The organism is Burkholderia sp. HI2714 (assembly GCF_002223085.1).
Classification (GTDB): Bacteria; Pseudomonadota; Gammaproteobacteria; order Burkholderiales; family Burkholderiaceae; genus Burkholderia; species Burkholderia lata_D.
Window position 1 is genome coordinate 1 of the sequence record NZ_NKFM01000017.1, and the last position, 18,889, is coordinate 18,889.

Consider the following 18,889-nt stretch of genomic DNA (forward strand, 5'->3'; position numbering starts at 1 on the left):
CTCATACACCGCCTCCAACGTCAGTTCCTGTCGTCTGGCGATCTCTTTCGCTCGCACGCCGTCGCTGAACATCAGAATCGTCCGCGACCGGTCTCGTATTCGCCAATCACGACGGCTTCTCGCCATCGCTTCAAGCTTTGTACGTTCTTCCTGCGTCAGTTCCAGCGCTTTCAATGCCATCAGCTTCGTTGCTCGTCCCGTCCAGTTCGAACCATGATTGTAGAGACATTTCATGTCGAAGGCTTAGGACGTGTCGTCTGAGGGTGAGCCGGTACGACATTTACGGAGAACTGCGCGGGACTTAGTATCGAGGTGGTTTCGAAAAAACCAAACAGAGGCGGTAAGACGCTCGCATCACCAAACACAGCGATGCGTCCGTGAAAACCATTCTCGAATTCGTCGACATCCACCGTCAGCTTGCCTGCGAGATTCGAACCTTGGAAGTCACCAATCCATTGCCCTTTCATGTGTCCCCCGCGTAATTGATCGCCTTGTTAAAGGAATGCCTTATCCAATAGGCGCTTCCTATGGACGGTTGAGATTGTAAGCGGAAGCTGGTCGCTATGGCCCCCTCTAATTTTGCGGCGGTAAAAATTGCGGTATGCCGACGATCACCGGCAAATAGGGACTAGAGAAGTGGTTCCCCCTAGGGGTGTCAGAGTGCGCCGCGAATGGCCCACGCCGGGCCGCTGCGCCGCTCGCGCGCTCGCGCCTGCAATTGCTGGGCGCGCGCTCGCCGACCGTCCAGAATGCCCCCAAACGGCCCGCTTCGGAGCGCGCTCAATCGCCGCACGCGTATCGCGAATCCGAAGGGCCGACGCTATCGCCGCCACCTGATTATTGGCTTGTCGCAGTGCCTGCGGCGAGCGTATCGAGCGTTCGCGGGTAAGTGTGCCGTCCCTGCGCGGCCGGGGAGCGATACGGTCTAGTTCCTGTTCGGTATTAGCCGTCGGCCCGCGTAATGCATGAGGTACGAGCCGGTTCCATGTTTGGCACGCCCGGCGGTCGCGTACGAACGCCCCAACCCGTTGAGGTTGCGACAATGCGACATACCGGCGGCGGGCGCGTTATGTGCGGACGCCCGCCTCGAAGCGGGAAGCGGTATACAGCAACGGCAAACGCCGCCGATGCACGCCGCCAGCCCGCCGCTAGTTCCCGTAGCCCGCGACTTCGGCCAACAGGTCGCCGTGCGGCCGCGAACGGCGAGTTTCCCACTTCTGACGCGGCACGAATTCGAACATCGGCTGAAGTGCCTCTTCCACGCACGCGCGCGCACGCGATACCAGTTCGTCGCTTGGAATTGACCCGTCATGAACGAGCGCGCGAACGCTACGTTGTGCCTCAGCGATTTTCGCGCGAGCGGCCTTGATTTCGGGCATGTTCGTCGTGACGTTGCCGACGCGAGCGCCGAGCCAGTTCTTCTCCGTGAATACGTCGGTCCGAACTGCGGCGCGCAGAAGGTCATCCGCGTCCGACAAATCGTCCAACGCCTCGCCGACTTCGGGCGGCGCGGTGCGTTCGAGTTCGGTCAGGATGCGTTCGCGCGCGCCGCTATCGGCCATCGTCCAAACTGCGAGACGACCGCGCGCTTCGAGCATCGACTTTTCAGCTTCGTAGCGTGCAGCGTTCGCCGCAGCGAAGGCAACAGCCGTGCGTTCGGCCTCAACGGTCAACGCGGACCGTTCGCGTTTCCGGTCGGGCAACGACTTGAGTTCGTGCGCCAGTTCGGCTCGGCGCGCGTCAGCCTTGGCGCGCTGTTTCGCCTCAAGTTCGCCGGTGAGGCCGGCATCGTTAGCGAGCGCTTCAAGGGCTTCGAGGCGTTCGGGCAAGGGGCGCTTCAACGGATTCATAGCGATTCTCCAAAAAGGCGCGTTAGCGCGAGATCAACACGATGTAACCTTCGGGACGAATTCCGACGCGGTATTTCACAGGGCCGGGCTTTGCGACTTGGAACGGTGTCCGGCCCTCCGGACCGGGCCAAATGAAAATGCTGTATTCGCCGCGTGTCTCGTCAAAATTCAACCGTTCCAAAAGAAGTTTCGGTACAGAAATTTTCATGATTTCGTACTCCTATTTGATTGGGTAAAATACCTTTTCCATGCGGATTGACAGCGCCTACAAATCGTCCTGCATGTCCGACGTGTCGCCGCCGTAGAGCGCCGCCGCCTGTCGGGTACCGTCCATAGCCGGGCGTCCGTTACCGCGTTCGTCGCCGTCGTTCGCACCTTGCACGGCCGCACGCTTACGCTTGACGTGGTACGCCGTCAGCACCGCATGCGCGACCATGTCGAGCGCCGGTTTAGCGTCGCCGTTTCGGTCGGTCCACACCTTCGGCGTCAGCGTACCGGCCAGCGCGACGGAATCGCCGTCATCGAGCGCCAACAGCGCGACCTTCACGTCGTCCGAGAATGCAATCACGTTCACGAACAGCGCTTCGCCGTCGCTAACGGCGGCGCGAACCTTCGCGGTCACGAACGAACGACCACTTGCACCCACGCGTTCGGCCGGCTGGCCGTATAGCTTTCCGCTAACCAAACCATCAATCATTTTGCGCCTCCTATTTTTCCAACCGCGCTCGGTACAGCTAGGTACGCGTGGTACACCCCTAAAGGGTGGTGTACCTAAACGTACCTATTCGGCTAGGTACTCGATAGGTACGTGTACCTAAACGTACCTTCGCGTACCTTCTTCATTTTGCGGCGTCCGCGATGCAAACCATGCCGGCGGCTTCGTGGATGGCAGCGGCGGTGACCAACGCCTTCATGGCGCGATAGACAGGCCCCTTCTCATACCTTCCCGAGAAATGCGCAACAACGACGCCTTTCTTGACGCCGACCTTCTGGGACGCCAGATATTCGATGACCGCCCCCTCAACCTCGCCGACACGCTTCGCACGAACCTTTTCGGGCGGCGGCGCATCGGTCGGTACGACGACGCAACTCGTCGCGAGCTTGCCCCATTTCGTCGTGCCGAGTCCTACAACGTCGAGTCGAAAGCCGATGCGCTCACCCTTGGTCGGCAAGTCGCGCTGTTTTGTAATTTCGGCACAACGGCCGCCTGCACCGTCCGTTACCTCAATTTCGGTATCAACGGCCGCGCGCACGCCGGACCATCCGCGCGCACCGGCGGCGGCGTTCTTGCCGCTGTGGTGAATCAGCATGAAGTGGGCTCCGCACTCCGTGCGGATGCGGTCGAAGCGCTTGATGACGAGACCCATATCTTGCCCTGCATTCTCGTTCGCACCGGCACTCAGGCGAGCGAGGGTGTCGCCCACAATCAGGCGAACCTTCATTCCGCGTTCAACCTCCAAGCGTTTCACGGTCGCGATGATTGCCGATGCATCGAAGTCGCTTTCGAACAGGTTCACCGGGCTTTGGACGATGGCGAGGTTAGGGACGCGCAGGCCGTAATATTTTTGGTACGCCTGAATCCGGGCGCGAACCGATGCGGGAGATTCGGTCGCCAGGTACACGACGAGGCCCTGTTCCGTTTGGCGTCCCATCCACGGCACGCCGCGCGCAACGGCCGCAGCCACGTCGATGCCAAAGAACGTCTTGCCGCAGTTGGTATCGCCGTACAACACACTCCCGCCGTCTGCCGTGAGCACACCTTCGATCAATTCGTCGGGCGGTTCGTAATCGACCGGCAATTCATCCGCAAAGGCAACGTTGAGGGGCAATTCATCGCCCACCGAAATCGCCTCACGCTCGGATTGTTTCGGGACGTGCCTGCCGTTTGCAACAGCAACGCGTACAGCATCCGCGCCGCCTTCGGCCGCCGCATCATTCAAATCACGCCCCGTCATGACCGACCTCCACGAGCGTAACCTCTCGATCAGCGAGCGCCCACCGCTCCGCGCACGCATGCCCGGCCGTTACTCCGGCCGGGTCATTGTCCGCGCCGATAACGAGGCTTTCGACGCCGAACAGGTGCGGGAACGCTGCGAGATTACCGGCGTCGATGAGCGCCCAAACCGGCGCATAGCCCCATGCGAGCGAAAGTGCCGTTTCGACGCCTTCCGCGACGCCGAGTCCAGTCGACACTGCGTCATCGGGCCACAAGCGAATCACGCCGCCTTGTTTGCGATGTCCGGTCAGAAGCAAGCGCGGCGGATCAACGTCGGCCTTGCGACCATCAGCGCGAATCCATGTCCGATGCAGGCTCAACGGCTCGCCCGTCACGGCGTCAGTGATGCACGCGACCAATGCCGGGCCAACGTACCCGGTCGGATGCTTCAGCGAGGGATGCCAGCGCAAATCGCCATCGGCCGGCGGGATGCGGCAGTGCCGAGCGTCGAGATAGGCCAACGCTTCGCCGGAAACGGCGCGACATGCGTTCCAAAGGTCGTGCCCATAGTCGGACAGCCTGTCATGTTTCTCGGACGGCACAGCGGCCTTGATACGCGGCTTGCTCGGCATCGTGAGATGCGCGCCACGGGCAGCACGGTAGCTTTCAGTGAAGGCGCACCGGAAGCAATGCGCGACGCCTGCGCCGCTTTCATCGACGGTCAACCCGAGCGTTTTATCCCGCTCGCCGCGCCCGCAAACGGGGCAGCAAATGCGGTAATTCCCGGTTCCGTAATGGCTCCACGCAATGGCGGTCATACGGCCTCCCGCGATTTCAGCCAGCGTGCGACCTTCCGGCGGTCGGTAGTCGTGAGGTGATAGACGCCGCGCTGCACTTCGATTCCGTCACGGTCGATGCAAGCGACGCGCACGCAGGGCAAGGCGAGTCCCTTTGCGCGCAGGCCCGCGATAAGGGCCGGGCTGTTGCTGCATCCTGCGAACGTGTCCAGTTCTTCCCGGTGCATCGGTCGGCGTTGAAGCATGGTCAACGCGCGAAGCTGACGGGGGTTAGCGGTTCCGGTAAACTCGCTTTGACGTTTGGCGCTCGATTCGGCTTTGCTGGGTCGGGCGTTTTTCATTGTTGGCCCCCGGTCAGCTTTTCGAAGGAATCAGCCGGCCACATCAGCCGACCGTTCGGCAGCTTGACCGGGCGCAGGCCGAAATACGAACCTTTGCGCATGTAGGCCTTCAGAATCGATTCCGGCCGCATGTCCAGCAGTGCCGCGAGGGTTTTCGTCGAAAGCGGTCGCTTGCTTGCGTTCTCCGCGAGCGTGGTCGTGGTCATCAGTTTGGCTCCCCAAGGTCAACGAAACAGGCGTCGCGTCGAACGACTCGGGGGAGTGCCACGAAATTACCGCTTTGCCCCACGAATCACGTCGAATCGCTTGGGGGAACCTTCAATTACGGGTGTCCGCTGTGCTAATGCCGCTGTATTTGAGTTCTAGAATCGGCGCGGGTTTGCGGCCGTCGTCGCCGTATTTGAGCCGTATTTCACTCCCGCATTAGCTCGGTATCGCGCTCCCATTTTTCGCGCCAAGCCTTCAATGCCGGTTTACGGAAGACCGCATCCAGCTTGAGCCATGGCACGCCGTCGTCTTTGAGCGCCAATGCGATGCTCACCGGGTTCCACGTAGCCGCGTTGCGCGAACCCCTGACGCCTTTGCTTCTTCGTGCCTTTAATAACCACTTCGGCGGGTCGCCAAGGTAACGGCGCCATTGCTCCTCATTCCACCCGCCCAACCCTTCGAACGCTGCGGTAATCACGGGTGACGGCAGCGGTGCGGGGACCGCTTCGGCCGGGTTATCGTTAACATGAGTTGCCGTCTCACTCGCCGCCGTTTTCCCCGCAACAAGGCGCGCGGCGAACTCTTGCAGGTCGGCCGCGCTCGGTTCCTTGTCCGCCGCAACATCGATAAGACGTCCGGATGCCAGCCATGGCACCTTGAAGCCCTTGCGCTGCGCCCATTCGATGAAATAAGCCGGTGCGTTTCGGGGCGGATGGTTTCCGCTTTCCCACATGAGCCTCATTTCATGAATAAGGCTCGGCACCGCTTTCAAATCTTCAAGCGTCCCGAAGTCATCAAAGGATTCAATCGGCCATTCGAGCCCGTGTGCATGCATCGACGCCGCGATGCAAACGAGCGCGCCGTCCAAATACCGGATGTGCGAATCGCCGTGAGAAAGCGAACCGGGATCGATGCCAATCAGCAGAGGGAGCGCTTCGTCCGGCGTCCACGTATCGCGTCGGAACCAGTAGCGAAGGGCATGATTCAGCCGCGCGTTCCCTTTTTCGCAGCCGCGTTGCTCGACGAGTTCTTTCTCATGCTGTTGCTGCCACGGCCCCGGTTGCGGCATAGAATCGCCGTTAGCCATGATGCACGCCTCCCTGAAGGCCGTTCGTGGTTAGGCGGGTCGATGCGCGAACATCGTTCCCGCCGCTTCATTCGATTCTAACGGCTAGTCACTGCGCGGTGAGCGTCCGGCGTCATCAGGGCGCTATTTGACGGCGTGCAAGTCAGGCTGCACGGTTTGCGCATCGAACGCGATGCCCGCCTGTTCAAGCATCCATGCCTCGATGTTGTCGTGCCACTTCCGAAGCAAGTCGAGCGGGCGGCGGCGGTAGTGCTTTTCGGCAATGGCCGACGGCTTGTGACCTTGAATTTGGGCGACGACGCCGACCGGAACCTCGCACCATTCGGCGAGCGTGCCGAACGAGCGACGCAGACCGTGCAGGCTCAGATGGGGAAGGCCGGCTACCGTGAGCGCGTGATTATGCGCAATACGCGGCTCGGCGATTTTTCCGTCTGCCGACTTTTTGCTCGCGAATACCCACGGGGAGGGCGACCACGATTCGCCTTTGGCAGTCAGGTCCCGTAATTGGCGGATGTTCGGCGGCGTGTCGTTCAAACGTTTGAGTTCCCGCAGGATGCTCGCGAGGTACGGGGTAAGGGGGATGACACGCGAGCCTTCGACCTTGTCGGCGATGGACAGCGAGCGCCATTGAAAATCGACGTGGGCCCATCGAAGTGCGGCGATTTCCTCGCGGCGCGCACCTGTAATGAGTAGCGCTTGCAGATAAGTCGCAATGACCGGGTTGCCGAGCTTGCGTACGGCGTCGAACCACGCCGATAGCTGTTCCCGTTGCAGGCAATCGTCCTTCGCCTTGATACGCGGTACGGCGCTTCGAACGGTACGCGCGTTGTATGCGTTTGGCGGAACGATGCCCCTGTATTCCGGCCGGTCGTTACACCAGCGGATGAACGCGCGCAGCTTGCGATAGCTCTGCTCGGTGTTGGTCGGGCGCGTTTGCGATTCGGATTCGAGCCATGCGGCAACCGTGTCGGCGGTCAGGTTCGAAAGTTTCAACGGCATGAGCGCGGCGAGCGGCCCCGCAATCGTCGTGCCTTTGCCGCGCTTTCTCGGCTCGCCGCCCGCGTGGGCCAAATTCTCATGGTCGGATAGATGGCGCTCGCTCCATCGGGACCGGTTTGCGTCAAGATAAGCCGCCCACGCTTCGCGCACGGCCGCATCCTGTCGCTTTGCTTCGGCTTTCCGCGCTTCGTAGGCGGCGTGCTGCTCGGCCCTGACCTCGCGCGGGTCCTTTCCGTCGTCGATAAGAGTTCGTAATCGACCGGCTTCGGCTCGGGCCCTACCAAGGTCCCATGCCGTCGCGTCGCCTATCGTGATGCGCACCGTTTTCCCGAACAGGCGCGATTCGAAGACATAGGCGCGCGCCCCGCCCGCCGTCACGCGCAGGCCGAAACCGGCCGTCTTCGCGTCCCAATAGATGGTTTGCTTTTTGTCGGGCTTGCACTTGAACGCCGCGACGCGTTCATGTGTGAAGTTAGACTTTTCCCGTTCCGCCGCGAGCTTCGTCTTGTTCATGCTGCCTCCATAGGGCCACATCCGTGTAGGCACTGTGTAGGCAAACGAGTCTATATCATTTCATGGGATATGACACGATATCTGGGACAGTATGACGCGCAAGTAATTGAATATGAATGATTTCTTATATGTTGTCATATGAAATGATGGGAGGCGAATGGACAAAAAAGGAGCATTTTGCCGGCCTTCTAAGCCGTAGGTCACACGTTCGAATCGTGTAGGGCGGGCCAGCAATTTCCTGAAAGATCAACGAGTTTCGAGTCGAGCGCACCGTTTGATTGTGCCCCGATCAGCGCGCGGAACTGCACTCACGGTGCTCAGAGTGTGCTCGCATTCTAGTTTGCTCGCGATGTTGCGTACCAATCGCAGACCGAAGTCAGCCTATTGACGAGAATATTGCGCGCAGCCAGATTTGTTCTGGCATCCAAGTACTGCTGGTTGGCGAATGCCTTAAGGTTGGCGATCAGTTCATGAAGGCGTTGGTCTCCTCTGTTGACCGTGTCAAGGCATCCTGTAAGCCGCGCCTTAATTTCGTCATTGCTCATTTTCTCATGGTCGGAAAACACTATGGCAAAGGCGCTATCCCTGCTCAATCGCCACAATCATGCCATTCAACATGTCCCGCAGCATGGGGAAATACGGCCATGTGTGAGGCTAATTCCCCAGCTAGTACCGTCACGAAACCGGCAATAGTCCTCTGCCAAGAAATGTTGAGGTAGCCGCCAGCGAGCACGCCAATGAACGCGATCAACGCTGCATTGCCGTCCACCATCATTTTTCCCGGGTTTGAATTGGAAGTTGCGGTATGTTGCGCAATTGAGTCAGACTGTGAGCGGATAATTCGAAACCATATTACGGGGGAATCGTGAAAGCGTTGATGTTGGTATGTTCGGCTGTCGTTGCTCTGACTGCGTGTAGTGAATCGGACCAATCGCCTACGGTATCGCCAGTGTCTAGCCCTAATGCGCCAGCAGTTTCGGCTGTTAGCGCGCAGCCGCAGTCAGCAGACGTTTGGGTCGACCTTAAACCAGAAACATTCCGAAAGCAGTATGACGAGCTGGCAACGGCCGACGGGAATGATACGATCCGGCGGATGAGCAAGACAAAAGATGGAATCGAAGTAACGCTTAATGACGAACGTTTTCAACGAGGGATAGCTGAACTGAAGAAGCTCGATTTGGCGAATGGGCACTTTGAGAGCCAGCTCGGAATTCACCTCTACGTCAACAGCGCTGACAAGATTACAAGGATTGGCGTGGTAGGGGACCGATCCGATCCCGTCAATCTTATGCACTTTGTCGGTGCCGTGGGCATAGTCAATAACATGCTGAACCCGGGCTCGGATAAAAAAGCGAATACGGACTTTCTCGCGTCTCTAAGCCTTCTGAGGGGCGATGCCGACGCGACCATAGGGCAGCCGGTTTCAGCATTCAACCACGGCGGAGCATTCGCATGTATTTCGATGCCTTCCGAACAATCGACCAGTGTCGCCTGCGTTATGACGCCGCGCTCATAGTTGGTCGCCCGCTCCAGGCCAAAACTCGATAGAGATTTCTGCGCGGGACTGCGGAGCCGATGTGTGCTGGACAATTCAGCGATGGCGATGGGCTGGTGGACCGGTGAAGGTGCGCGGCGTCAGGAGATCGGTCGCGCTTGATCTGCCGATTGTCCATCCTCGTTACTTGCGCAATTTCTGCGCTCGCCGCACTGCATACTGCACGGCAGAAAGCTCGCGTAAGGGCGTTCGCAACGACGGCGAAGGGCACGACATACCCGGTGTCCCTGCGGGCCTATAGCACGGCCGTAGCGACCCTGGACAGCGGTACGGTTCACGGCGTGTCCGGTTTTCGTGACTGGCAATTGCGCGGCACGCCGTTCCATGTCTATGTTTTCCCAGCAAAGGGACGCTAGCTCGCCCCGGCGCATTCCCCTAGCGACAGCATGCCTGATGAAGTCGTGCAGGTCCGGCGAGTTGGATACAAGCTGCACCCAGCAAGACGCGGCGCTATACGAGCAACGGCCTTCCAAAACGTAGGTCACACGTTCGAATCGTGTAGGGCGGGCCAGCTTGATCCCTCGAAGACCTTCACCAGTCCACCCCCGGTTTACCCAACCCTCTCACTCAACCGTCACCGATTTCGCCAGGTTCCTCGGCTTGTCGATATCCGCGCCACGCAAACACGCCGCGTGATACGCGAGCAACTGCAACGGCACCACATGCAGGATCGGCGACAACAGCCCGTAGTAATCCGGCATCCGCAGCACCGACACGCCTTCGCTGTTGTCGATCCGCGTATCGGCATCGGCGAACACGTAAAGCTGCCCGCCGCGCGCCCGCACTTCCTGCATGTTCGACTTCAGCTTCTCGAGCAGCGCGTCGTTCGGCGCGATCGTCGCGACGGGCATCGTGTGCGTCACGAGCGCCAGCGGCCCGTGCTTCAACTCACCCGCGGGATACGCCTCCGCGTGGATATACGAAATCTCCTTCAGCTTCAGCGCACCTTCGAGCGCGATCGGATAGTGCAGCCCGCGCCCGAGAAACAGCGCATTCTCGTGTTGCGAGAATTCCGCCGCCCAGCGCTCGATCTGCGGCTCGAGCCCGAGCACATCCTCGAGCGCACCAGGCAGCCGCCGCAACTGCATCGTGTAGCGCGCGAGCTGCGCATCGTCGACGTAGCCGCGCAGCCGGCCGAGCGTGACGGCGAGAATGAACAGCGCGACCAGCTGCGTCGTGAACGCCTTGGTCGACGCGACGCCGATTTCCGGGCCGGCCCGCGTCAGGAAGCGCAGAGCGGTCTGCCGCATCATCGCGCTGGTCGGCACGTTGCAGATCGCCAGCGTGTCGATATGGCCGAGCGCCTGCGCGTACTTGAGCGCGGCGAGCGTGTCGGCGGTCTCGCCGGATTGCGACACGCTCACCACCAGCGTATTCGGTATCGCGAGCGCGTCGCTGTAACGGTATTCGCTCGCGATCTCGACCTGCGCGGGCACGCGCGCGATCGTTTCGAGCCAGCGGCGCGCGGTCAGGCCGGAATAGTGACTCGTGCCGCACGCGAGAATCAGCACGTTGTCGATCTGCTCGAACGCCCGCGCGGCGTCGGGACCGAATACGGCCGGGTCGAACAGCCCCGCATCCGGGATGGTCGCCGCCACGGCCTCCGGTTGCTCGAAAATCTCCTTCTGCATGAAATGCCGGTACGGCCCGAGTTCGACCGCGGCCTGCGCAGAGGAAATGGTTTGTACCGCGCGCTCAACCGGCGCGCCGCCGCGATCGAGTACGCGCACGCCGCCCGGCGTCAACTCGACGATGTCGCCTTCCTCGAGAAAGATGAAGCGGTCGGTGATGCCGGCAAGCGCGAGCGCGTCGGAGGCGAGAAAGCATTCGCCGTCCTTCAAGCCGACGACGAGCGGTGAGCCGACCTTCGCACCGATCAGCCGCTGCGGCTCGTGCTTGCTGAACACTGCGATCGCGTACGCGCCGTGAAGCTGTGATGTCGCTGCACGCACGGCGGCGAGCAGGTCGCCGTGATACTGGCTGTGGATCAGGTGCGCGACGACCTCGGTGTCGGTCTGGCCATCGAATTCGTAGTGTGCGTCAGTAAGTTGCTTGCGCAACGTTTCGTGGTTCTCGATGATGCCGTTGTGCACGAGCGCGATTTCGTTGCGCGAGAAGATCGGATGCGCGTTGCAGGTTGCCGGTGCGCCGTGTGTCGCCCAGCGCGTGTGCGCGATGCCGGTGCTGCCGGTGAGGCCGGTGGTGCGCACGTGCGCGTCGAGATCGGCGACACGCGACACACTGCGTTCGCGACGCGCCTGGCCGTTCACGACCGTCGCCACGCCGCATGAATCGTAGCCGCGATACTCGAGGCGACGCAAACCTTCAATCAGAATCGGGACGATGTCCCGTTGCGCGACCGCGCCGACGATGCCACACATGATACGTCTCCTCCCTGTCAGTCTTCATGGACCGCGCGCGCCGTTGCGTCAGCGCGATGCGGTTGCCGTTGCCGCTGCCGTCGTGAATCCGCATCGAGCGGGGATGACGGGCGCGGCCGTCCGGCGTTCGAATGCCAGATAAAGCGACTCCTCCAGTACGTTCCAGTGCGCGCCGTGCCGGTATGGGCCCGATCGGGCTTGCCAGCAGGCGACGGTGCCCCAATCGTTCATCTTGAGCGCAACCAGCGCGATCAAGCTCCACGGATAATCGGTGTTGGCGAGTTGCGGCCAGCTCTTGCCGTACTTCCGCATCCACTGCGCGTAGATCGTCTCGCCGGATTGTTCGGGTACCTGAATACCGGAAAGGAGCGGGAGGATCTGCGCGATCTTCGCCGGATAAAAACTCGCATCGCTGACTTGCTGCGTACTCGCACGAAAGCCGGATCCGGTGCCGCGCCAGAAGACCTTCAGGATCGCGGATGCCAGCTGGTCGGCACGCTGGCTCCACGGTCCCGCATGCGTGTAGTCGGCGCGTCGGACGTAGTACGCGGCGAGGGCCTGGAACGCGCTGTGTACTTCGACGTTGTCCATCAGCAATGAGACATGCAGCGACGACGAGATCTGATAGACGCCGGAGGGCTTGTCGAGCAGGGTGTCCAGGTGCGAACCGGCGCGGTTCAGGCTGAGTTCCCACGCGGCGGGCAAGCCGTCGGGCGGCGCGAAGCGGGCGAGCAGTTCGATCCAGGTCGCCATCATCGCGTCGTCGGTTTCCGCGTCGGCGCATGCGCGGTAGCGGCCATTCTTCATGCAGTAGCGATCGAAGCCGCCATCCGGGCGCTGGCGCGGCAGCAGCCATGCGATCCACGCGAGTGCAGCCGCACGGGCATCGAGTTGCGCGTCGGACGCGGCGAGCAGCGCCTTCGCCGCGAAATACGGGTCGATGCCGACGCCGTTCAGGCGCACGGTGATCGCACCGTCGGCGCGTTGGTACAGCCCGTTGAGGCGAAGTTCGGCGGCGCTCGCGTGCAGCGCGAAACCGCACGCAGCGATACAGCAGGCGACGTGCCACAGGCGACACAGCGCGACGGTGGCCGCTACGCGCGAGCGTACGGTCGGGCAAAGCGCGGGCCGGTTCATGGTCGTGGGCTCCTGCGCGGCGGTCCTGTGCAATCGTCGCCGGGCGCGGCGTTGGCCGTGTCGCGCCTGGCGAGCGTGTCGACGTTGTGGCTCGGGTCACCGTAGTGCGGGTGAACCCGAGGCTGGTACCGATGTTTGCGTTCACGGGCCGGTTCCTTGCTTCGGAGCGGGAACCAGGCTCATGGATCGCGCGTACTTCGACGGGGCGCGTCGGCACGTTCGGCGCGCTGGAGCACGCGTCATACGCCCCACGCGGACGCGTCGCGTTTCCTTCCTGTTTCGTTGCCCGGGCGCCCTCGTTCATCCGTTGCCGGGCGAGCGTTTCGGGGCACACCTGTCCGTCATTAAGCAAGGCGTGAGCCATCGGCCGCGATGCCGCGCGCAGCAAGGAGTGGGGGTGGAGGGTGCGCGCATGGCGCGAACGATGGCGGAGATTTTTGATTCATCGAAGAATCAGTGTGCCCCCCGGCCGGATGCCCGCACGTGATCGGCGTCGCAGCAGGTAGGTGTCGTGCGTCGAGCGAATTGTCTGCCGAACCTGCGCCGCCTTGGCAGTGCGACGCCGCGCGCCGATGCGCATCGAGTCGTTCGTTGCGTGTGCATCGACCGGAATGCCGGTGCATTCCATGAGGGCGCGTGCGTTGCATGGGCCGGACGCCGATGCGACAACCCCGTTCCGGATCCGCGTTACACATTCGCAACATTTCCCACCCTGTCGATTCGTGCGACGTGAATGACTTTGCGTGTCGAATTGATCCGTCGAGCATGACCACGGCCAGACGATCGCTCGCGCCGTCGGCTGCACAGACAAAAGTGGCGGAGCGAGGAAGCGCAACGCGCTTCGACAGATGCGAGCGATTCGATGCGCAACGGACGCTCGGCATGCATTCGAGATTCCTCGGACGACGTCGTCGAAGGGACCGTGCGACTGCCCGGATATTTGCCTGTATCTCGCCTGGGTGGCGCTGCGACACACGTAGCAGTTGTGAAACATTCCGTCGCGCACGGTGGGTGCGCGGTGCATGCAGTGTGAACCGGATACGGTCGCAGGGCGGCTGGTTTGAATATTGCTGAAGAGGAAAAGGCGTGACGAACAGACGGGGACGCCTGGCGAAGCGGGGAACGACTCATGACATGACTGATCAAGTGGCAACGGGATGCCGGTAGTACGACGATTCCGCGTGGCGTAGACCGCGCGAACCAGGCGGCGCGCTCGCTCCGCGACACGGCAGCGTGTCGACCGCGTGCGAGTACGGGAGGCGCCGCCTGGATACATGCTTCGCGCCACGAGCAGGGTCATTCAGCGCGAAACGGCTCAACGAGGATAACGATGAAAAAGATTTTGCTTGTGTTCGGGACTCGGCCGGAGGCCATCAAGATGGCACCGCTGGTGCGTGCATTGAAGGCACAAGCCGGTGTCGACGCCAGGGTATGCGTGACCGCGCAGCACCGCGAAATGCTCGATCAGGTGCTGACGCTGTTCGACATCAAGCCCGACTACGATCTCAACGTGATGCGCCAAAGTCAGACGCTGACCGACGTGACGACGGGCATTCTGCAGGCAATCGGCATCGTCTTCGACGAATTGCGTCCGGACGTCGTGCTGGTCCACGGCGATACGACGACCACGCTCGCGGTCAGTCTCGCGGCGTTCTACCGCTACCTGCCGGTCGGGCACGTAGAGGCCGGCTTGCGTAGCGGTGACATCTGGTCGCCCTGGCCGGAGGAGCTGAACCGCCGCGTGACCGATGCCGTGTCGTCGTGGCATTTCGCACCGACCGGGCAGGCACGCGACAACCTGCTCAGCGAGGGCGTACCGGGCGGGGCGGTCGTGCTGACCGGCAATACCGTGATCGATGCGCTGCACGACGTCAAGCGCATGCTCGATCACACCACGGCGTTGTCGGAGAAGGTTGCGGGGCAGTTTCCGTTTCTCGATCCGTCGCGGCGCGTCGTGTTGATCACCGGGCATCGTCGCGAAAGTTTCGGCGAGCCGTTCCAGAATTTCTGCGATGCACTGTGCACGCTCGCGAACCGCTATCCCGACGCGCAGTTCGTCTATCCGCTGCACATGAATCCGAACGTGCGGGAGCCGGCGCGCGCCCGGCTCGGCCACCTGCCGAACATCTACCTGATCGAGCCGCAGGAGTATCTGTCGTTCGTATTCCTGATGTCTCGCGCGCATTTCATCATCACCGATTCGGGCGGCATTCAGGAAGAAGGGCCGGCGCTGGGCAAGCCGGTGCTGGTTACGCGCGAGACGACGGAGCGGCCCGAAGCGATTCAGGCCGGCACCGCGCGGCTCGTCGGCACCGATCAGGAACGGATCGTGTGGGAGGCATCACGGCTGTTCGATAGCGACAGCGCGTACGGGGAAATGGCGCGCGCGAGCAATCCATACGGCGACGGTCACGCGAGCGAGCGGATCGTTCACGCGCTGATGCGTAATCCGGGGGCACCCGCGAAGGCAACGAGCTTTTCGATGCGCTCGTCGGAGATGCCGTTCAATGCGCTCACGCTGGGGTTGCAGGCGTTGCGATCGCCGTGAGCGTGGCGAGGCACCCGCATGCCACGAGCGGGGTGCCCGGCAATCACTTGAGCGCCGATCGAGGCCGCGCAGGTCGGGAATCGTACCGGGTAACCGGCGCGGCATCGTTCCCGGCCTGCGTCGGCAATCCATTGAAGCTCGTGCGATCGGCTTGAAGCACTGGCGCTCGACGTCAGCGCCATGTGACGCATCAGCGTCGCCCCCTCATCGCCCGGCGGGACAGGCGAGTCAGTCGGTCCCACTCGCGTGACGAACGTCATGCGTCATCGATTCCCTTTCAACCTCTCCCCGGTTTGTCACTCGCCCGTGCCGACATGCACCGGCGACGCAAAACTGCCGCACATCAGTTAGAGTTGGAGCCCGGGCGATTCCGCATACGATTCCAGCTCCCGTGAGCAATGTCGAAGCTGCCGGGGCCGGACATGGCACGCAGGTGCCGCGATCCGGGTCGCCCTTTCTGGCAGTTCCGACATGATCGCGTTGCCGGCGTGACGGTTTGCATGGGGCAGAATCCGGGCGGGTGCGTGCCCGCTATCCATCCGGATCGCATGCCCGATGGCCATCCCAGCCCGCCGCACCGATCACGACGCATTGACCGCCGGTCCTGCCGGCGGAGCAGTCCACAAGACGGCGCGGGACCGGCGCAGCAGGGCGCACCCGCCGCCGTTCGAATCCCCACCCGGCACCCGTGGTGCGATGCGGGCGCCTCGACCAGGAGGTGAACGATGATCACGCTGACCGTCAACGGTAGCGAGCAACACTTCGACGGCAATCCCGACATGCCGTTGCTCTGGTATCTGCGCGATGTCCTCGGCCATACCGGCACCAAGTTCGGCTGCGGCATGGCGCTGTGCGGCGCCTGCACCGTGCACCTCGACGGCGTGGCGATCCGCGCGTGCATCACCCCGGTCGCGGCCGCTTCCGGCAAGCGCGTGACGACGATCGAGGGACTGTCGACGGACGTCGATCATCCGCTGCAGCAGGCCTGGCAGGAACTGAACGTCGCGCAGTGCGGTTACTGCCAGTCCGGGCAGATCATGCAGGCCGCATCGCTGCTGAAGACAAATCCCCATCCGACCGACGCCGACATCGACGATGCGATGTCCGGCAACATCTGCCGCTGCGGCACCTACACGCGCATTCGTGCGGCGATCCGCCTGGCCGTACGCCGCGGAGGTGCCGCATGAGCGCGCCGGAACTCTCCGTCCATAACGAAAGCCGTCGCGCGCTGCTGCTCGGCTTCGCATCCGGCGGGCTGCTGCTCGCGTTCGGCGTGCCGTCGCTCGTCCACGCGGCGACACCGGTGCAGCCACCCGTCAGCGCGAATCCGCAGTATGGCGGTGCGGGGATGCCGCACGGGTTGCGCGACGATCCGCACCTGTTCGTCGCGATCGCACCGGACGGTACGGTCACCGTGACCTGCATCCGTTCCGAGATGGGGCAGGGCGTGCGCACAAGCGTCGCGCTCGTGGTGGCGGACGAGCTGGGCGCCGACTGGGCGCGCGTGAAGGTCGCGCAGGCCGTCGGCGACGAGCCGCGCTACGGCAACCAGAACACCGACGGATCGCGCAGCCTGCGCCAGAGCTTCGCCGCGTTGCGCCGCGCGGGCGCGGCCGCGCGCACGATGCTCGAACAGGCGGCTGCCGCGGCGTGGGGCGTCGATGTGCGTCAGGTCAAGGCGACGGTGCATGAGGTCGTCGACACGAAGAGCGGGCGCAAGCTCGGCTTCGGTGAACTGGCGGCGAAGGCAGCGGCACTGCCGGCGCCGGATCCGGCTACGGTGGCGCTGAAGGCGCCGGCCGAATTCCGCTATATCGGCAAGGGCGAAACGGCGTTGATCGACGGGCGCGACATCGTCGGCGGCCGTGCGCGCTATGGGATCGACACGCGGCTCGACGGGATGCTGTATGCGGTCGTCGCGCGACCGCTGGCCTACGGCGACACGGTGGGGTCGTTCGATGCATCGGCGGCGGAGAAGCTGCCGGGTGTCGTCAAGGTCGTGCAGCTGGCGCAAACACCGCTGCCGTCCGGTTTCCAGCCGCTCGGCGGCGTGGCCGTCGTCGCGCGCGATACGTGGACGGCGATCCAGGCGCGCACACAACTGAAGATCGACTGGAAGCGCGGGCCCAACGCGAACTACGATTCCGCCGCGTATCGCAAGACGCTCGAAGCGGCCGCCGCGCAGCCGGGTGACGTGATCCGCAACGACGGCGACGCGGCGGCGGCGCTGGCCGGCGCCGCGAAGCGCGTGCGTGCGACGTACTACATCCCGCATCTCGCGCACGCGACGATGGAGCCGCCCGCGGCCGTCGCGCGCGTGGCCGACGGCCGCTGCGAAGTGTGGACCTGCACACAGGCGCCGCAGACCACGCGCGACGAGGTCGCGAAGGCGCTCGGGTTGCCGACGGAGCGCGTGACGGTCAACGTGACGCTGCTCGGCGGCGGTTTCGGCCGCAAGTCGAAGCCCGACTACGTGGTGGAGGCGGCGCTGCTGTCGAAGGCGGTCGGCGCGCCCGTCAAGCTGACGTTCACGCGTGAGGACGACATCGCGCACGACTATTTCCACGCGGTGTCGCTCGAGGCGTTCGACGGCGGGATCGATGCGTCAGGGAAGGTGGTCGCGTGGCAGCATCGCACGGTCGCGCCGTCGATCCAGTCGACGTTCAGGGCCGGTGTCGTGCATGAGCAGCCGGGGGAGCTCGCACAAGGGATCGCGGACCTGCCGTTCGCGATTCCGAACGTGCGGATCGAGAATCCGGCCGCGGAAGCGCACACGCGGATCGGTTGGTTCCGCTCGGTCTACAACATCCCGCATGCGTTCGGCATCCAGAGCTTCGTGTCGGAGCTGGCGCACGCGGCCGGCCGCGACCCGAAGGATTTCCTGCTCGACCTGATCGGGCCCGCGCGGCGTTTCGAGCCGCACATCACGGTGAAGAACACGAACTACGGTGAGGATCCGGCGCTGTATCCGATCGATACAGGCCGGCTGCGGCGCGTGGTCGAGACGGTCGCGCAGGGCGCCGGCTGGGGGCGCAAGCTGCCGAAGGGGCACGGCCTCGGGATCGCCGCGCATCGCAGCTTCGTGTCGTACACGGCGGTGGTGTGCGAGGTGCAGGTCGATGCCGACGGCAAGATCACGGTGCCGCGCGTCGACATCGCGATCGACTGCGGGCCGCAGGTCAATCCGGAGCGGGTACGCTCGCAGCTCGAGGGCGCGGTGGTGATGGGGCTCGGCATCGCGCTGCACGGCGAGATCACGTTCAAGGACGGCCATCCGGAGCAGAGCAACTTCAACGGCTTCCAGGTGCTGCGCATGAACGAGGCGCCGCGCGAAATCCGCGTGCATCTCGTCGCGCCGGACGACTTTGCGACACCGCTCGGCGGCGTGGGTGAGCCGGGCCTGCCGCCCGTTGCGCCGGCGCTGACCAATGCGATCTTCGCGGCGACCGGCACGCGCATCCGCAGCCTGCCGGTTGCCGATCAGCTCGCGAAGCCCCGGGCAGGGTGACACAATCCCCAGGCCGGGCCGCATCGTGCG

18 protein-coding genes are annotated in these 18,889 nt (G+C 63.1%); 4 read left to right on the forward strand and 14 right to left on the reverse strand.

The features are described 5' to 3' along the window. The 12 genes from CFB82_RS07180 to CFB82_RS42000 all read right to left on the reverse strand — a co-directional run. Positions 1-234 (reverse strand): hypothetical protein (locus CFB82_RS07180; protein WP_218829056.1); only part of this gene is annotated, 234 nt, incomplete at its 3' end. After that, a complete protein-coding gene (locus CFB82_RS41990) occupies positions 231-467 on the reverse strand; it encodes a hypothetical protein (RefSeq protein ID WP_143750881.1) in 237 nt (78 codons plus the stop codon). The genes CFB82_RS07180 and CFB82_RS41990, both read right to left, overlap by 4 nt. A gap of 681 nt (positions 468-1,148) precedes the next feature. Further along, positions 1,149-1,850, reverse strand: a complete 702-nt coding sequence (locus tag CFB82_RS07185) for a hypothetical protein (RefSeq protein ID WP_089483738.1) — start codon at positions 1,848-1,850, stop codon at positions 1,149-1,151. A 22-nt stretch (positions 1,851-1,872) separates the two neighbouring features. Further along, positions 1,873-2,058, reverse strand: coding sequence for a hypothetical protein (locus CFB82_RS41995; RefSeq protein ID WP_143750882.1), 186 nt, complete (start codon positions 2,056-2,058; stop codon positions 1,873-1,875). Between the two features lie 57 nt (positions 2,059-2,115). After that, complete coding sequence (locus tag CFB82_RS07190; RefSeq protein WP_089483739.1) at positions 2,116-2,547, reverse strand: single-stranded DNA-binding protein; 432 nt, start codon at positions 2,545-2,547, stop codon at positions 2,116-2,118. Positions 2,548-2,689: 142 nt separating this feature from the next. Continuing rightward, complete coding sequence (locus CFB82_RS07195) at positions 2,690-3,805, reverse strand: helicase RepA family protein (protein WP_256990285.1); 1,116 nt, start codon at positions 3,803-3,805, stop codon at positions 2,690-2,692. Continuing rightward, on the reverse strand, positions 3,792-4,604 hold the full coding sequence (locus tag CFB82_RS07200) for a DUF7146 domain-containing protein (protein ID WP_089483741.1): 813 nt from the start codon (positions 4,602-4,604) through the stop codon (positions 3,792-3,794). The genes CFB82_RS07195 and CFB82_RS07200 overlap by 14 nt, the downstream gene beginning before the upstream one ends. After that, entirely contained in the window at positions 4,601-4,924 is a 324-nt protein-coding gene (locus tag CFB82_RS07205) for a hypothetical protein (RefSeq protein WP_089483742.1), read from the reverse strand. Before CFB82_RS07205 ends, CFB82_RS07200 begins: the two co-directional genes overlap by 4 nt. Beyond that, positions 4,921-5,130, reverse strand: a complete 210-nt coding sequence (locus tag CFB82_RS07210; protein WP_089483743.1) for a DNA-binding protein — start codon at positions 5,128-5,130, stop codon at positions 4,921-4,923. The genes CFB82_RS07205 and CFB82_RS07210 overlap by 4 nt, the downstream gene beginning before the upstream one ends. A gap of 206 nt (positions 5,131-5,336) precedes the next feature. Further along, positions 5,337-6,218, reverse strand: a complete 882-nt coding sequence (locus CFB82_RS07215) for a hypothetical protein (protein WP_089483744.1) — start codon at positions 6,216-6,218, stop codon at positions 5,337-5,339. 123 nt (positions 6,219-6,341) lie between these two features. After that, positions 6,342-7,730, reverse strand: coding sequence for a tyrosine-type recombinase/integrase (locus tag CFB82_RS07220; protein WP_089483745.1), 1,389 nt, complete (start codon positions 7,728-7,730; stop codon positions 6,342-6,344). Positions 7,731-8,319: 589 nt separating this feature from the next. Next, positions 8,320-8,502 carry a hypothetical protein gene (locus CFB82_RS42000; protein WP_143750883.1) on the reverse strand — a complete coding sequence of 61 codons (183 nt, stop codon included), beginning with the start codon at positions 8,500-8,502 and terminating at the stop codon, positions 8,320-8,322. Between the two features lie 321 nt (positions 8,503-8,823). Here CFB82_RS42000 and CFB82_RS07225 point away from each other — a divergent pair, with 321 nt between their 5' ends. Further along, a complete protein-coding gene (locus CFB82_RS07225; RefSeq protein ID WP_089483746.1) occupies positions 8,824-9,246 on the forward strand; it encodes a hypothetical protein in 423 nt (140 codons plus the stop codon). Positions 9,247-9,848: 602 nt separating this feature from the next. On the opposite strand, the gene glmS is transcribed toward CFB82_RS07225, so the two are convergent. Both glmS and CFB82_RS07240 read right to left on the reverse strand, forming a co-directional pair. Then, positions 9,849-11,666: a glutamine--fructose-6-phosphate transaminase (isomerizing) gene (glmS, locus tag CFB82_RS07235; protein WP_089483747.1), complete on the reverse strand. Its 1,818-nt coding sequence runs from the start codon at positions 11,664-11,666 to the stop codon at positions 9,849-9,851. Positions 11,667-11,714: 48 nt separating this feature from the next. Beyond that, positions 11,715-12,803: a hypothetical protein gene (locus tag CFB82_RS07240; protein WP_089483748.1), complete on the reverse strand. Its 1,089-nt coding sequence runs from the start codon at positions 12,801-12,803 to the stop codon at positions 11,715-11,717. A 1,330-nt stretch (positions 12,804-14,133) separates the two neighbouring features. Between CFB82_RS07240 and wecB the strand changes: the two genes are divergently transcribed. The 3 genes from wecB (at position 14,134) to CFB82_RS07260 (ending at position 18,859) form a co-directional block, all read left to right on the forward strand. Beyond that, positions 14,134-15,351 carry a non-hydrolyzing UDP-N-acetylglucosamine 2-epimerase gene (gene wecB / locus CFB82_RS07250; protein WP_089483750.1) on the forward strand — a complete coding sequence of 406 codons (1,218 nt, stop codon included), beginning with the start codon at positions 14,134-14,136 and terminating at the stop codon, positions 15,349-15,351. A gap of 725 nt (positions 15,352-16,076) precedes the next feature. Next, on the forward strand, positions 16,077-16,538 hold the full coding sequence (locus tag CFB82_RS07255) for a (2Fe-2S)-binding protein (protein ID WP_089483751.1): 462 nt from the start codon (positions 16,077-16,079) through the stop codon (positions 16,536-16,538). Continuing rightward, positions 16,535-18,859 (forward strand): xanthine dehydrogenase family protein molybdopterin-binding subunit, encoded by a 2,325-nt coding sequence (locus CFB82_RS07260; protein ID WP_089483752.1) that lies wholly within the window; start codon positions 16,535-16,537, stop codon positions 18,857-18,859. The genes CFB82_RS07255 and CFB82_RS07260 overlap by 4 nt, the downstream gene beginning before the upstream one ends. The last annotated feature ends 30 nt before the right edge of the window (positions 18,860-18,889 follow it).

Bases quoted from the DNA above. Each gene is read 5' to 3' on its own strand.
- CFB82_RS41990 (WP_143750881.1), bottom strand. From the start codon at position 467: ATGAAAGGGCAATGGATTGGTGACTTCCAAGGTTCGAATCTCGCAGGC.
- CFB82_RS07185 (WP_089483738.1), bottom strand. From the start codon at position 1,850: ATGAATCCGTTGAAGCGCCCCTTGCCCGAACGCCTCGAAGCCCTTGAA.
- CFB82_RS41995 (WP_143750882.1), bottom strand. From the start codon at position 2,058: ATGAAAATTTCTGTACCGAAACTTCTTTTGGAACGGTTGAATTTTGAC.
- CFB82_RS07190 (WP_089483739.1), bottom strand. From the start codon at position 2,547: ATGATTGATGGTTTGGTTAGCGGAAAGCTATACGGCCAGCCGGCCGAA.
- CFB82_RS07195 (WP_256990285.1), bottom strand. From the start codon at position 3,805: ATGACGGGGCGTGATTTGAATGATGCGGCGGCCGAAGGCGGCGCGGAT.
- CFB82_RS07200 (WP_089483741.1), bottom strand. From the start codon at position 4,604: ATGACCGCCATTGCGTGGAGCCATTACGGAACCGGGAATTACCGCATT.
- CFB82_RS07205 (WP_089483742.1), bottom strand. From the start codon at position 4,924: ATGAAAAACGCCCGACCCAGCAAAGCCGAATCGAGCGCCAAACGTCAA.
- CFB82_RS07210 (WP_089483743.1), bottom strand. From the start codon at position 5,130: ATGACCACGACCACGCTCGCGGAGAACGCAAGCAAGCGACCGCTTTCG.
- CFB82_RS07215 (WP_089483744.1), bottom strand. From the start codon at position 6,218: ATGGCTAACGGCGATTCTATGCCGCAACCGGGGCCGTGGCAGCAACAG.
- CFB82_RS07220 (WP_089483745.1), bottom strand. From the start codon at position 7,730: ATGAACAAGACGAAGCTCGCGGCGGAACGGGAAAAGTCTAACTTCACA.
- CFB82_RS42000 (WP_143750883.1), bottom strand. From the start codon at position 8,502: ATGGTGGACGGCAATGCAGCGTTGATCGCGTTCATTGGCGTGCTCGCT.
- CFB82_RS07225 (WP_089483746.1), top strand. From the start codon at position 8,824: ATGAGCAAGACAAAAGATGGAATCGAAGTAACGCTTAATGACGAACGT.
- glmS (WP_089483747.1), bottom strand. From the start codon at position 11,666: ATGTGTGGCATCGTCGGCGCGGTCGCGCAACGGGACATCGTCCCGATT.
- CFB82_RS07240 (WP_089483748.1), bottom strand. From the start codon at position 12,803: ATGAACCGGCCCGCGCTTTGCCCGACCGTACGCTCGCGCGTAGCGGCC.
- wecB (WP_089483750.1), top strand. From the start codon at position 14,134: ATGAAAAAGATTTTGCTTGTGTTCGGGACTCGGCCGGAGGCCATCAAG.
- CFB82_RS07255 (WP_089483751.1), top strand. From the start codon at position 16,077: ATGATCACGCTGACCGTCAACGGTAGCGAGCAACACTTCGACGGCAAT.
- CFB82_RS07260 (WP_089483752.1), top strand. From the start codon at position 16,535: ATGAGCGCGCCGGAACTCTCCGTCCATAACGAAAGCCGTCGCGCGCTG.